Raw genomic sequence first — 13,988 nt, forward strand, 5'->3', positions numbered from 1 at the left:
CCAGGTTGAAGCTAAGGATAAGAGAAAATACGCATAAAGATTTTATGACCGTATGGTGAGTTTTATGCTGTATGCGTCAGATCTGCAAACTGTGCCTGAGTAATTTGAGCCAAATTCTGCGGATTCAACTCCAGTTGGGTTCCAATTTTCCCGGCGCTTACAACAATGGTTTCCAATTCAAGTGCGGGCTGGTCGATAAAAGTAGGATAGAGCTTTTTCATTCCGATCGGCGAGCAGCCGCCGCGAATATATCCTGTATGCTTTTGCAGGTCTTTAACAGGAAGCATTTCGATTTTTTTCTCTCCCGCGGACTTGGCAGCCTTTTTAAGATCAAGCTCTTTATGTACAGGAATCACAAAAACAAACAGATTCTGTTTGCTGTGTGCAACCAACGTTTTAAAAACCGCTTCGGGCGCTCTTTTGATCTTTTCGGCTACGTTCATACCGTCTATTTTGCCATCTTGATGATCATAGCTCAAAATATTGTAGCTTATATGCTGCCCGTCCAATATGCGCATAGCGTTTGTTTTGCTGGTACTCATCTTATTTCTTCCTTTCCTAACTCGTGCGAGGTAATCGTTGCAACTAGAGTCGTTCCAAGGCATCCACGTAATTTTTTGCTTCTTTTAAAGAGTGAGCCCTAGCTGTTCTCAAAGTTGACACCAGAATTCCCCCTATTTCACTTGATTTCTTCAGAAATGGCACACTGAACATCAGTTACTTCTGAATAGTATAGCAAATGATTTAAAGGAATAGGGAGATGCACATCTCTATATGTGTCAAATAAGACTGCAAATTGACTTTTTGTAAACCAAAAGCTATATTACAGCTTATTATAACCGTTTTAATAAAACCTTGAAAAGGAGTGTATTACAATCCAGCCAGTCTCCAATAATACCATTCGGGTCAAACAAATAAATGTAGAGTTAGTCAAAAACACACTAAAATCCAAGGAATATGCGACCAAATCGTCCATAGCCAGCATTACAGGACTTAGTGTGGCAACCTGCGGGAATATTTTGAAAGAGCTGCTTCAAACGGGAGAAGTATTAGAGATGGAATTGGAAGAATCCAACGGTGGACGTCCGGCAAGACGGTACAAATATAACGCCGATTATTCCTATATCATCTGTTTAAACGTAAAAACGGAAGGCGGAGTGTTTTCTCTTACTTACGCTGTTGCCAATTTACTGGGTGAGATCATTGCAGAAAAGACCTCAATTGTGTCTCAGATTGATTACGAGGTAATAGAAACCCAAATTGGAGAACTGATTCATAACTATGGAAATGTCAAAGCCATTGGTATTGGCGTTCCAGGGGTTGTCCATCAAGGGGTGATTGATGTTTGTGATATTGACCTGCTCATCGGAGTCCCGGTTGGGCCGCGTCTTCAAGACAAATATGGGTTGGAAGTTACCATGGAAAATGATATGAATCTGACAGTTTACGGGTTTTATAACATGCAAAATTATGATGAGGATAAAACCTTCGCCATTGTTAACTTTCCCAAGGACCATTTTCCGGGAGCAGGTTTTATTGTTGACGGACATTTGTTAAAGGGAAATACCAAATTTGCCGGGGAAGTTTCATTTTTACCTTTTGATGTGACGAGAGAAGAACAGCTTAAACAGCTTAATAGCACTCAAGGGTTTGTTCCACTGGCAGTCAAAACGATAACTTCCATTATTGCGATTATTGATCCTGTATCTATCGCTTTGACCGGAGAGCTATCCAAGCCGGCTTTGCTGGACGATATTTATAACGGCTGTTTAAAGGACATCCCCAAAGAACATATGCCAGAGATTTTTGTGAAAAACGATACCTATGAAGAGTACATGAACGGGTTGATTTCGGTTACCCTCGAAAGTCTGACATACCATTTGCAATTAGTGGAAAAAAGAAAATAGAGAAGTTAAATTTTGGAAATCATACCATTATAGGCTCTGAAAGTGTAGTGTTCACATGTACTGTGATAATCACTGCCGCTGAAAAAAATACTTGACATGAAACGCGTTACAAATCTTAAGATTCAATTAGAAGTACTTTATAACACATCAGCATAGAGGTAACGTATTTCTATCCTAGTTCATGAAAAAACATCAGCAAAGGCGGAGAAAATATGAGTACACAGTTTCCAAAAGATTTCCTGTGGGGCGGAGCAGTTGCTGCGAATCAGCTCGAAGGCGCTTATCAAGAGGATGGAAAAGGCTGGTCCATTCAGGATGTAACTCCTCGCGGTGGTTGGGGACCGATTACGGATGTGCCAACAGAAGATAACATGAAGCTGATCGGTATTTATTTTTATCATAATTATAAGGAAGATATCAAGCTTTTTGCCGAAATGGGCTTTAAAGTGTTCCGTACGTCCATCGCTTGGTCGCGTATTTTCCCTAAAGGGGATGAACTGGAGCCTAACGAAAAGGGCTTGCAATTTTATGATGATTTGTTTGACGAACTTCATAAATACGGGATTGAACCTCTCGTTACATTGTCTCACTATGAAACACCTTTACATCTGTCCAGAGAATATGACGGTTGGGTAAACCGCAAGCTGGTTGATTTTTATGAGCGCTATGCTACAACTGTATTTAAACGCTACAAAAATAAAGTAAAATACTGGTTGACCTTTAATGAAATTAACTCCATTCTTGAAGCACCATTCATGAGTGGCGGGATTAGCACACCAAAAGATCAGCTAAGTGAGCAAGATCTTTATCAAGCCATTCACCATGAGCTTGTGGCGAGTGCAAGAGCGGTAAAAATCGGTCATCAAATCAACCCTGATTTCAAAATCGGTTGTATGGTGCTGAGCATGCCTACGTATCCGCTGACACCTAATCCAGACGATGTGATCGCTGCAATGGAGTTTGATCACAGAAACATGGCCTTCGCGGATATTCATGCAAGAGGTCAATACCCAGGCTACATGAAACGTTTCTTTAAAGAAAAAGGAATCACGATTCATTTTGAACCAGGTGACGCTGAAGATTTGAAGCATACCGTTGATTTTATCTCGTTCAGCTATTACATGAGCACTTGTGAAACAGCAGACGAAGCCAAGAAAACGAAAGGTGAAGGTAACATCCTTGGTGGTGTTAGCAATCCGCATCTTGAGGCTAGTGAGTGGGGCTGGCAAATTGATCCGCAAGGTCTGCGTTATGTACTGAATACGTTCTACGATCGCTTCCAAAAACCACTATTTATCGTTGAAAATGGTTTAGGCGCCGTTGACGAGCTTATCACCAATGAAAAAGGCGAGAGAACCGTTGAAGATGACTACCGCATCAATTACCTGAATGATCATTTGGTTCAAGTTGGAGAAGCGATTGAGGACGGAGTAGAAGTTATGGGCTACACGTCTTGGGGCTGTATCGACCTTGTCAGCGCATCGACTGCTCAGCTTAAAAAGCGTTATGGTTACATTTATGTAGACCGTCATGATGATGGCAGCGGTACACTGGAAAGATATCGCAAAAAATCGTTCCACTGGTACAAAGAGGTTATTGCCACGAACGGCAAAAGCCTTAAACGTTAATTTATAAATAAACTAGTGATTAAGTTTTAAATATACAACGAATACGTAGCGACCGCTTCTGCTCTTTTACGGGAAGCGGTCGCTAATTTTTTAGGGCATTAGCAACCGAATTGTCAAGCTAAGTACGACAGAGCTTTCATGAATGATTCGTAAGCGACATTTTATTGATAATTGGTGATAAATAGATTGGACAAAAGTAAATTACTGAGATATATTAGGACTTATTAAAACATCAATAATAACTATATAAGCCACGAGAAGTAGACCATGAATTTCGCAGAAAGCTACTGAAAAAGCATTGAAAAGCTGAGCCCAGTATAAATGAAGGTTTTATGATGAGGGCCACAGAAGGAGGAAAATAGTGAAGATTGAGCATGTAGCGATCTGGGTCAGAGACTTAGAGAAAATGAAGAGCTTTTACGAGCAGTACTTTGACGGGAAATCTAACGATAAGTATTATAATGCGACAAAAGGATTTGAGTCCTATTTTATCACCTTTAAGGATGGAGCAAGGTTAGAGGTTATGCGTCAAACAGGAGTAGATCATTCACCACAGATCAATACTACAGGCTGGGCTCATGTGGCATTTTCCGTTGGAAGTAAAGAACTGGTGAATGAAAAGACAGAGCAGCTCATGCATGCAGGATATGAAGTAGTGGGTCAGCCAAGATTAACAGGTGACGGTTATTATGAAAGCGTAATTAAAGATCCAGAGGGTAATTTGATAGAAATTTCAATGTAATACCTAGATAAACGGAGTGAGGACAGGCTCCTGTACAATGCTATTATGATGAAGAGTTATTGAGGAGCGTTTATACGCCAAAGGTATCTGCCATGAATATAATCATCTCCATCCTAGAAATAAGATGATAAGCACAAGTATAGAAGGCATTAATAATAAACTACAGCTCATTGGGAGCTGTAGTTTTGTGTCTTAAAAGAATATTACCCAACGGAAGAAACATTTTTGCACAGATTTGTTCAGGGAATAATGTAATAATGGGCTTAAGAGGGATATTTTCTAATTATACAGCAAATTACAACAGCCTATTCAGAAAGGAAAGAACAATCATGAAATTGATGTGTATATCAGATATTCACGGCTCCCTGCACTGGTTGCAATTGGCGCTGGAAAAATTCAGGGAGGAGAAAGCTGACCGTCTTGTCCTGCTCGGAGACTATATGTACCATGGGCCGCGCAATCAGCTGCCAGAAGGATATAACCCAGCAGAAGTGGCTGCTTTGCTGAATCAGTACAAGCCGCATATTGCGGTGTCTGTCCGCGGGAATTGCGATGCAGAAGTGGATCAAATGCTGCTTGAATTTCCGATGATGGGCGATTATGCCTTGTTATACCATGAAGGGCGGCGCATCTATGTCACCCACGGACACGGCTTCAGTATCGGAAATTTACCTCCACTGGAAGCAGGGGATGTATTCATACAGGGACATACCCATATTCCAGTAGCGGATGTAGAAAAAGGCGTATTTGTTCTAAATCCGGGCTCTATCTCGTTGCCAAAGGAAAACTATCCGCCATCTTATGCTGTACTGGAAGAAGCACAGTTTACAGTGAAGGATTTTGAAGGAAAAACGCTTAAAGCCATCACATTTTCAAAGTAATTACTCCCATATGAATGTAAAACATTCAAAACTTTTAGGCTCTGATTGAGAGAAAGATCATATTATTGTATGATAGGAGCGGAGTCTGTCCGTCTTGTTTATTAGACATCGTTGTTCAGCTATAGATAAGGCTCCATATTATGAAAAAGAAAGAGAGCTTCAATCCATGCAAATTAAGGATTCACATTATAAGATGCCGCCTGAATGGGCGCCACATGAACGTACGTATATTTCCTGGCCAGTACAGTCTTCTATGGTTTACCCGGATATGCATGTCGATGTATGCACGGGCTACGCCGGAATAGTACGCGCTATGGCAGAATTTGAACCGGTTACTGTGGTCGTAAATCCGGCTGATCTGCAGAGCGTTCAGGCGCTTGAACTCGGGGAAAGGGTGGAGCTGCTGCCGATTGAGCACAGTGATGCATGGCTGCGCGATAACGGTCCTACCTTTCTCACGAACGAGCATGGCCAGCTGGCAGGTGTGAACTGGAAGTTTAACGCCTGGGGCGGCAAATACGCTCCTTGGGACCTGGATGATCAGGTTGCACCGCAAATTTTGGACAAGCTTGGCATTCCGCGGTTTGATGCACCGCTTGTGATGGAAGGCGGCTCATTGCATGTAGATGGCGAGGGCACACTGATTACAACGGAAGAATGCCTGTTAAATCCGAACCGTAATCCGGAGCTAAGCAGAGAAGACATTGAACGGTACGTATGCGAGTATACAGGTGCCGAGAAAATCATCTGGCTGAAACGCGGACTGAGTGGCGACGAAACAGATGGTCATGTGGACAATATTGCTTGCTTCGCTGCTCCAGGCAAGGTTATTATGCAAGTATGCGATGATCCTGAGGATGAAAATTACGAAATTACACAAGAAAATCTGCGCATTTTGGAGCAAGCAACAGATGCCAAGGGTCGCAAGCTGGAAGTAATTCGGATCGGTCAGCCGCCGCGAGTGGATTATGAAGATAGCCGATTGACACTGAGCTATATTAACTTCTACTTTGTGAACGGTGGTATTATTTTACCAGTGTTTGGCGGCACTGCCGTTGAGAGCGATCTTGCAGCCCAGCAGGTGCTGGCAAAGGTTTTTCCAGATCGCAAGATCCGCACCGTAGATGGTATGGCAGTTATCCGTGAAGGTGGAAACGTACACTGCACAACTCAGCAGATGCCTGCTGTAAAACGTTAAGCAATACAACATCAAAGAGGAGGACTAAAGTGAGAAAAGTAAAAGTAGCAGCAACCCAAATGAGCTGCTCTACCAATATCGACGAAAATATTAGCAAAGCTGAAAAGCTGGTGCGTGAAGCGGCTGCGCAAGGCGCGCAAATTATTTTGCTGCAGGAATTGTTCGAGACTCCGTACTTCTGCCAGAAGGAGAAGTCTGATTATTATGTATATGCAACTGAGCTTGAGCACAACAAGGCGATTAATCATTTCAAGAAGATTGCCAAGGAATTGCAGGTGGTGCTGCCAATCAGTTTTTATGAGAAGAAGAACTACGCTCGCTACAACAGTCTTGCTGTAATTGACGCGGATGGCGAAGTGTTGGGTAAATACCGCAAAAGTCACATCCCGGATGGTCCGGGGTATGAGGAAAAATTTTATTTTAATCCGGGCGATACCGGTTTTAAAGTATGGAATACACGTTATGCCAAAATTGGAGTCGGCGTGTGCTGGGATCAATGGTATCCTGAGGCAGCTCGTTGTATGGCGCTGATGGGCGCAGAAATTTTGTTCTATCCGACAGCGATTGGTTCAGAGCCGCAGGATTCTTCCATTGACTCCAAGGATCACTGGCAGACCTGCATGCTCGGTCATGCTGCTTCCAACCTGATTCCCGTCATTGCCTCCAATCGTATTGGAACTGAAACAGATGAGGATTCGAGTATCAACTTCTACGGCTCGTCCTTTATTGCTGGGCCTCAAGGTAACAAGATTGCTGAGGCTGGCCGCACCGATGAGGAAGTGCTCACTGCCGAATTTGATTTGGATGAGCTGGAAGTGGGACGGATTGAATGGGGCATTTTCCGCGATCGTCGCCCAGAGCTATACAAAATGATTGCGACCTATGATGGTGAATTGAAATTGTAGTGGAATAAAAATAGAAGTATAATCTTTGTCTGCATAATAAGGAACATTCCTCACAGGTTTGTTCCTTTTTTATGTCTGACTTCATTGGACCTATAGATTAAAACTATGACTTAGTACATAAAATAGCGTTAGAATTTATGCATTGTAGGATAAAAAATCAAGCCATAAGGAATGATCGTGCTCAGCAAAACCTCGAGACAGCATTGTCTTTTCAACCTTTTTTATTGGGCGCACGCTATCATTGAAAGTATTGATTTTCTTGCGAAATTAAAGGTAAGCTATGGAGGAATAGGGGGAACAGTGGGAGGTGTCATGTGAATCAAATCTTTAGTGACATTCCGGGCTCCAGGACGTGGAGCCATGTGGAAGAGATTCATAAAGGCTGGTCAAACGATAAGAAATATTATGTTCAAACCAATGACGACAGAGAATTGCTGCTGAAAATATCAGACATAACCCAATTTGAAAGAAAACAACATGAGTTTGAAGCCGTAAAAAAGCTGGATCATTTGGAGGGAATTTTAATGTCCCGGCCGCTTGGTTTTGGGATTTGCAACAACGAACAGTCTGTATACTCTTTATTCACCTGGATTGAGGGAGAAAATGCAGAGAAGATTATTCCCACCTTAAACGCTAACGACCAGTACCGATTCGGGTTTCGAGCAGGAGAAATACTAAGAAAAATGCACGAAAACCCGGCGAAGCAAGACCAAGAGCCATGGGCCGAATATTATAACGCCAAAATCAGCAGATACATTAGCAACTATAAGGGAAGCGGCATTCCTTTTAAGGGAGCAGATCAAACCATTCGCTTTATTGAGCAGCATCGCCATCTATTAGAACATCGTCCTCAAACGTTTCAGCACGGTGATTATCATGTAGGCAATATGGTGGTTACGCAATCCGATGAACTGGGGATCATTGATTTTAATAGATTGGATTATGGAGACCCTTGGGAGGAATTCAATCGTATTACCTGGTGTGCGGCATTAAGCCCTTCATTCGCGTCGGGTCGTACCCACGGTTACTTTAACAACGATGTACCTGATTTATTTTTTAAATTAATGGCTTTGTATATTGCAAGCAACCAAATTTCATCCATCCTCTGGGCAATTTCGTTTGGACAAAAAGAGGTTGACGATATGGTTCAGCGGGCTGAAGAGGTACTGAATGCATATGATGATTTTCAAACCTATATCCCCAAATGGTATTTGCCGAGTTACCGCGATTAAAAAAAAAGCAAAAGTTCCCTTTTAAAAAATGAAGACCGCCGCTCCAAAGAGTGACGGTCTATTTATACATGTTCCATTATTGCTTCTTGATCTTGTACGTAAATTCCCAAACAGCTTGATTACCTGAATAACGTCCACGGTTTTCAGTAACCGTGACCTTTAATTTAATGGTAGAACCTTTGGCAGAGATCGTGGAGACCTTTACATTTTTGCTGGCTTCGCCTTCGTCAGGAACCTTGTCCTGTTCCTCAGCATACGCATACAGCTTGATGCTGCCACCTGATTTGACCTTCACCTTTACGCTGTTACCTTCACTAATGGACTTGCCAGCCACCTGAGCAGCAATCGCCCAATCGTTGCCAACATGATCATTGGATACCGGGGTTGCCTGCTGAAACGTTACGACATAGGTTGATGTTGCCGATGCTGCGAGCGCATACGTTCCGTTGAATAACAGGGATACCACGACGAATAGAATAGCCGATGCTTTCGTCCACGTTCTATACATTCTCATTCTCCTGTCTCCTTCAGTTTGATATATCGAAGGGAAAACCCCCTCTAATCTTTTTATCGTATGCTACACAAACAATTGTTAATGGTTGGTAAAAAATGAATTTTACTTCTTATTGCATCACTTATGATGTAATGATATTTGCTAGTTATACATGCAGAGCTGCTTAAACAAACCTCGATTTATGATGACCTAAGTCCCTATGTGCAGGTTGGTAAACAGGGTTATACGCTTCAGATGTGTGAAAGGGCGTACAAATGCTCAATAAGCTTACGACAGATGTAGAGGATGTGATGTATTGTATCATCGAAGATACCATTCACATCATTGCTCATCTGAACCTGCTTCGCAAATATAAAGTGGATCATACAACTCCCCCTTTGTAATAAACCAAGGAGATTAGAAGAGAGCTGACGACCGCTATTAATAAAGCATTTCAGCAAATCGGAGGGATTTATCAGGAATGGCATGAAGCGAATAGAAGGGGGAGGCTGGAGAACCCATTAATGTAAAAAATGCTAGAAAGCCAGTTAAATGCACGATGAATGAAAAGACGCTAACCCATGCCCATGCAAAATAAGACAGGGTTAACGTCTTTTTTAGTGTTCATCGCGTAGTGCTTCACTGTCATAGCTCAATTGCCATTCAATTCCGAACTTATCTTTCAGGCTACCATAGCATTTGCTCCAGAATGTTTCCTGAAGCTCCATGTTTACGGTCCCACCTTCTTTTAACTTATGAAAGTACGATCGAATTCTCTCTTCGTCCTTATTGACGATGGCGAGGCTGATGTTATTTCCCGCAATAAAAGGCATGCCAGGAAAAACATCTGAAAACATCACATTACTTCCATCAATATGAAGTCGCGTGTGCATGACCAAATTTTTAGCTTCTTCCGGTAGAGGATACTCGGGGTTGGGCGGTGCTTCACCGAACGTCATGATTTGTGGTTTCTCAGTCCCAAAAACCTCTGCATAAAACTCCGCTGCTTCACGACAGTTTCCATTAAAGTTAAGATAAACATCAACAGACATGTGTTTCACTCCTTCAAGGATCATCATTTTTCCATACTATACGACCTTATTTCATTATTTACCTGCAAACAAACAAAAATACAATCCGTTTTGCGAAAGTATTTGCGGCTTAACATGTTCAATTTTTAAAACAAATGGGCATTATGATCAAAGTAATGGTATGATAGCTTAGTTAAATCTGAACGACAAGTAATGGAGTGATCATATGGGTGGAAAAAGCAAGGGCGGCGGGACCGGCAGAGGTACAGGTAGTAAGGGTTGGACACGCTGGAATAAAACAGCGAAGCCAGTAAGGACAAAAAGCGCTTCTACAAGCGCACCGGGAAGCAAAGCGGCAAGTGGCACAAAAGGCGGTACTGCTAGACCAACAAGGAATAAAAGCGGCGGCAACAGTAGCAAATAAGCCGGGAAAGTATAAGTTGTAGTAAACGGCGAACATCTGATTAAGCAAGAACAATCAGGTGTTTTTTTAATTAATTACTATCAGAAGCAGGTGGATCATGAGAATTAACAAGTACATCAGCGAGACAGGATTCTGCTCACGTCGGGAAACGAACAGGCTGATTGCAGCAGGACGAATTACAATTAATGGCAGCGTATGTGAAGCGGGTGCGGAAGTAGAGCCACAGGATATCGTGTTAATTGATGGGGAAGCTATTCCAGTTAACCGTAGTGAACCTGTATATTTGGCGCTAAATAAGCCTATCGGCGTTGTATGTACGGCAGCGGAACAAGTGGAGGGCAATATTATTCGTTATGTCAATTATCCTTCACGTGTTTTTGCCATTGGCAGGCTGGATAAAGCGTCAGAGGGACTCATTCTATTAACCAACGATGGCAGTATTGTCAATCAAATGATGCGTTCCGAGTATGGTCATGAGAAGGAATATGTAGTGACTGTAGACAAACCTGTTACAAACGAGTTTACGCAGGCCATGTCTCGTGGCGTTGAAATATTGAACGTCTTTACCAAACCGTGCAAGGTTGATCGTACAAGTGAATACGAGTTCCGCATTATTTTGACGCAGGGTCTGAACTTGCAAATTCGCAGAATGTGCAAGGCCTTGGGGTATAGAGTGCTAAAACTGGAACGTATTCGAATTATGAATATTACCTTAGATCATCTGGAACGTGGACAATGGAGACATCTTGAGAGGGAGGAACTGGAGTTACTTTTTGCTAAATTGCAATAATGAGTACAACAAAAGTTTATTTGAGGACAGTATGTTCATACAGCCAACGCACTTTAGTGATACTTTTTACGTAATTTCAACGGGCCGCCTACCTTACCCACCAGCCATAGCACAAAAGGAAACACAATACCGAAAATCATGGCGTAAAAAGGCCATACTGAAAAAACTTGATTAAAAATTGCATGTTTGGCCAAATAAAAAAAGACTGTCTTTCTCCACTTTTTTGGATCAGGGATGTACTGTGCAAAAAAAGATACAGAATTGCCTCAAGGTAGGGAAAGGCAAACAAATTGAACGAAGCGAGAAGGTCAATGACATCTTCAATAGTGGAGGATTCGGGCTAAGTAATTTTTGAACAGCTGCGAACAACAAGAAACTGACGATGCAACTCTTGGATAAGGGATATTCTGATATAGCAAACAGCATGAAAGAAACCAATTGTGTGTCTATTCTCTTTTTTTGAAAGCTTTGTATGATAAGGACAAATTCGTTATCAGAGATAGTACCAGCGAAGCTGACACCACCCGTAAAGTAGATGTAATTACATAGGGGTACTTTTATTTGTTGAAAACATCGGTTTAACTACGAAAACACTAAAATCCATATCTGGGGCCTAGTTAGGGCCAGCCGAAGTTGCTACGAAGGATTCAATACATGGAATAATATACTATATGCCATTTATCTTCAGATGTAATATTTCATGAGAATACACTAAAAGGAGTTTTCCTCATGAATTCAACGCCAATTGTGTATGACTATAGAGTTGAACAAAAAATACTAAGTCTTTCTAATGCTGTCTTAAGCGAAAAAGATGAGACTTTGTGTAGCGAATTACTTTTATCCTTGGCGGATAGCCTTTTTTAAACCAATCTTTCTACAGACAATTAAGAAAGAGAAGGTTCAAATTCGAACAGCGAAGGATATGATTCATACCAACTTAGAACATGTACTTAACTTGACGAGATATGTAAAGAGCTAAATTTATCGAAATTTCAGTTTATCCGTGTATTCAATGCTCATACCGGAATTTCACCATACCAATATTTTCTTAACTGCAAGATCGAACGTGCAAAGCAGTTAATAGAAAAAAATAGAGATACTTATTCAGCAGTAGCTAAATGTGGTTTTGTTGATTTAACCCATTTAAATAAACACTTTAAAAGTGTATATGGGACAACCGCATTTGAATATATGTCACATTTAAATTGAGGAGGAGGGATTGGATGTGGATGCCCAGGTTCTCGTATATCATGTATTTTAGGCTATGGTGTTGAACGGCTCCCTAAGTTTGTGAAACAATACCATTCGCTGAATCCGTTTATATTGGAGTCCATTCAAGCTTATACTGCTGATGTGAAGAAAAACATACATTTACGATGAAGGAAGAGGAACTGAAGGTACTTTATGGAGTTAAGTGACTGCGAATCCATCACTATTGTGTTCATTTCTAAATTATTTTTCGATTATACTGTAAACACAGACTAATATTCTGCGTTTTTTTGTTTTGACGGATTGTCAAGCCAAGTGCGACAGTTCCTGTGTGAAAGATTCGTGAGCGGTTTTCCACCCCAGGCATTTTCGGGGGCGATGGTTGATTAAATCTAGCGAGCGCTCCAATGCCACATCGGATACTTGGGCAAAGTCTGTGCCTTTAGGAAAGAACTCTCGAAGCAAACCGTTCGCATTCTCATTCGATCCTCTTTGCCAGGAAGAGTATGGGTCAGCAAAGTAGATCTGCACGCCATGTGTGGTTTCCAGGTTCTCGTAACAGGCGAACTCTTTGCCTCGATCTGCAGTTGCTGTTTGAAACACCCCAACAGGGTACTGAGAAGCCGCTACGCCAAAGGCAATCTCCATCGACAATGCCGTTCGATCGGGCATTTGAATCGCGGTGTACAAACGGGTTTTCCGTTCAATGAAGGTTGCCACACAGCCTTTGCTTTTCCCACGACCAGACACCACCGTATCTAGCTCCCAGTGTCCAAAGGTGTCCCGGGAACGGATCTCCTTGGGGCGTTCGGAAATCGACTTACCCACGGCAAACTTCCCTCGTTTTTCAGCAGGCTGTTGCCGTTTACCTTTGTGCCGTAGCACCTTCACGTCCGCTTGGGCAAGGCGGCCTGCATAGAGCCAGCGATAGATGGTTTTGCAGCACACGGTGGGCTGGCCTTCTGCTCTAAAACGCTCCACGATCTGCTCAGGTGACCATGTCGCATGCAACTTCTCTTCGAGCTCTACCGCTTGTTCCTCTGTCCATTTGCCTCGGGGTACAGAGGCTCTACGGCGCTGCTCGTAAGCATGTTGGGAGCGCTGTGCATCGTAGGGCTCTAGCTCAGCATTCCGACGAATTTCCCGGCAAATGGTCGCATGATGTCGCCCCAGCTCCTCAGCGATGGCTCTTGAACTTTTCCCTTGCTGATGCAGGATTTCTAGCTTGCTTCGTTCGATTATGCTAAGATGTGAGTAGCTCATGGTGGATTCTCCTTGTGTGAATGTGGGTGTAGGAACTTTCATTCTACACGAATCCGGCCATGGGCCCTTTTTTATTTATTTCCAGCAGGTGTCGCACTTCATATTACAATCCGTCATATCTAAATGGAAAAAAAACAAATGAACAGGATGCTTAATCAGGCTGTAGTGCATTTGTCTCAATTTATTTTGAGAGTTTGATTAAGGTCAGAATTGCTGGATACGTCTCTCTAGAGGATAACCATAATAAGTAACAGATTATTACGGCATATTGAGTGGAACGCTAGG

At 42.3% G+C, this 13,988-nt stretch carries 16 protein-coding genes and 1 pseudogene; 13 read left to right on the top strand and 4 right to left on the bottom strand.

The window, feature by feature from the left end:
• Positions 1-62: 62 nt before the first annotated feature.
• The gene (gene ybaK / locus GCU48_RS22770; protein ID WP_025718247.1) at positions 63-542 is read right to left on the bottom strand and encodes a Cys-tRNA(Pro) deacylase; all 480 of its coding nucleotides are present in this window, start codon (positions 540-542) and stop codon (positions 63-65) included.
• Positions 543-998: 456 nt separating this feature from the next.
• On the opposite strand from ybaK, the gene GCU48_RS22775 reads away from it, so the two are divergent.
• The 7 genes from GCU48_RS22775 to GCU48_RS22805 all read left to right on the top strand — a co-directional run bounded on the left by GCU48_RS22775 (position 999) and on the right by GCU48_RS22805 (position 8,493).
• Positions 999-1,907 (top strand): ROK family protein, encoded by a 909-nt coding sequence (locus tag GCU48_RS22775; protein WP_152381557.1) that lies wholly within the window; start codon positions 999-1,001, stop codon positions 1,905-1,907.
• Between the two features lie 212 nt (positions 1,908-2,119).
• Positions 2,120-3,535: a glycoside hydrolase family 1 protein gene (locus GCU48_RS22780; protein ID WP_152381558.1), complete on the top strand. Its 1,416-nt coding sequence runs from the start codon at positions 2,120-2,122 to the stop codon at positions 3,533-3,535.
• 361 nt (positions 3,536-3,896) lie between these two features.
• On the top strand, positions 3,897-4,277 hold the full coding sequence (locus GCU48_RS22785) for a VOC family protein (RefSeq protein WP_025718240.1): 381 nt from the start codon (positions 3,897-3,899) through the stop codon (positions 4,275-4,277).
• 329 nt (positions 4,278-4,606) lie between these two features.
• Positions 4,607-5,158: a phosphodiesterase gene (gene yfcE / locus GCU48_RS22790; protein WP_152381559.1), complete on the top strand. Its 552-nt coding sequence runs from the start codon at positions 4,607-4,609 to the stop codon at positions 5,156-5,158.
• A 166-nt stretch (positions 5,159-5,324) separates the two neighbouring features.
• Positions 5,325-6,356 carry an agmatine deiminase family protein gene (locus GCU48_RS22795; RefSeq protein WP_025718237.1) on the top strand — a complete coding sequence of 344 codons (1,032 nt, stop codon included), beginning with the start codon at positions 5,325-5,327 and terminating at the stop codon, positions 6,354-6,356.
• A 29-nt stretch (positions 6,357-6,385) separates the two neighbouring features.
• Positions 6,386-7,261 (top strand): N-carbamoylputrescine amidase, encoded by an 876-nt coding sequence (aguB, locus tag GCU48_RS22800; protein WP_152381560.1) that lies wholly within the window; start codon positions 6,386-6,388, stop codon positions 7,259-7,261.
• A gap of 314 nt (positions 7,262-7,575) precedes the next feature.
• Positions 7,576-8,493 (top strand): aminoglycoside phosphotransferase family protein, encoded by a 918-nt coding sequence (locus GCU48_RS22805; RefSeq protein WP_152381561.1) that lies wholly within the window; start codon positions 7,576-7,578, stop codon positions 8,491-8,493.
• Positions 8,494-8,569: 76 nt separating this feature from the next.
• Here the strand turns inward: GCU48_RS22805 and GCU48_RS22810 are convergent, their stop codons facing one another.
• Entirely contained in the window at positions 8,570-9,001 is a 432-nt protein-coding gene (locus GCU48_RS22810) for a hypothetical protein (protein ID WP_152382234.1), read from the bottom strand.
• Positions 9,002-9,261: 260 nt separating this feature from the next.
• On the opposite strand from GCU48_RS22810, the gene GCU48_RS28310 reads away from it, so the two are divergent.
• Positions 9,262-9,390, top strand: a complete 129-nt coding sequence (locus GCU48_RS28310) for an Imm63 family immunity protein (RefSeq protein ID WP_244315866.1) — start codon at positions 9,262-9,264, stop codon at positions 9,388-9,390.
• A gap of 213 nt (positions 9,391-9,603) precedes the next feature.
• On the opposite strand, the gene GCU48_RS22820 is transcribed toward GCU48_RS28310, so the two are convergent.
• Entirely contained in the window at positions 9,604-10,038 is a 435-nt protein-coding gene (locus tag GCU48_RS22820; protein ID WP_152381562.1) for a VOC family protein, read from the bottom strand.
• Between the two features lie 205 nt (positions 10,039-10,243).
• On the opposite strand from GCU48_RS22820, the gene GCU48_RS22825 reads away from it, so the two are divergent.
• The 5 genes and pseudogenes from GCU48_RS22825 to GCU48_RS28315 all read left to right on the top strand — a co-directional run.
• On the top strand, positions 10,244-10,441 hold the full coding sequence (locus GCU48_RS22825; RefSeq protein WP_025718230.1) for a DUF3934 family protein: 198 nt from the start codon (positions 10,244-10,246) through the stop codon (positions 10,439-10,441).
• A gap of 97 nt (positions 10,442-10,538) precedes the next feature.
• The gene (locus GCU48_RS22830; protein WP_025718227.1) at positions 10,539-11,231 is read left to right on the top strand and encodes a pseudouridine synthase; all 693 of its coding nucleotides are present in this window, start codon (positions 10,539-10,541) and stop codon (positions 11,229-11,231) included.
• Between the two features lie 729 nt (positions 11,232-11,960).
• Positions 11,961-12,095 carry a hypothetical protein gene (locus GCU48_RS29370; protein WP_370881002.1) on the top strand — a complete coding sequence of 45 codons (135 nt, stop codon included), beginning with the start codon at positions 11,961-11,963 and terminating at the stop codon, positions 12,093-12,095.
• A gap of 135 nt (positions 12,096-12,230) precedes the next feature.
• Entirely contained in the window at positions 12,231-12,440 is a 210-nt protein-coding gene (locus GCU48_RS29375; protein ID WP_425280879.1) for a helix-turn-helix domain-containing protein, read from the top strand.
• Between the two features lie 7 nt (positions 12,441-12,447).
• Positions 12,448-12,649 (top strand): annotated as a pseudogene (locus tag GCU48_RS28315) (3-methyl-2-oxobutanoate hydroxymethyltransferase); the annotation flags it as partial.
• A gap of 97 nt (positions 12,650-12,746) precedes the next feature.
• Here the strand turns inward: GCU48_RS28315 and GCU48_RS22850 are convergent.
• Positions 12,747-13,703, bottom strand: a complete 957-nt coding sequence (locus GCU48_RS22850; RefSeq protein ID WP_152381563.1) for an IS30 family transposase — start codon at positions 13,701-13,703, stop codon at positions 12,747-12,749.
• Positions 13,704-13,988 lie beyond the last annotated feature (285 nt).

The sequence above is a fragment of the Paenibacillus brasilensis genome (genome assembly GCF_009363115.1).
In the GTDB taxonomy this organism is placed as follows: Bacteria; Bacillota; Bacilli; order Paenibacillales; family Paenibacillaceae; genus Paenibacillus; species Paenibacillus brasilensis.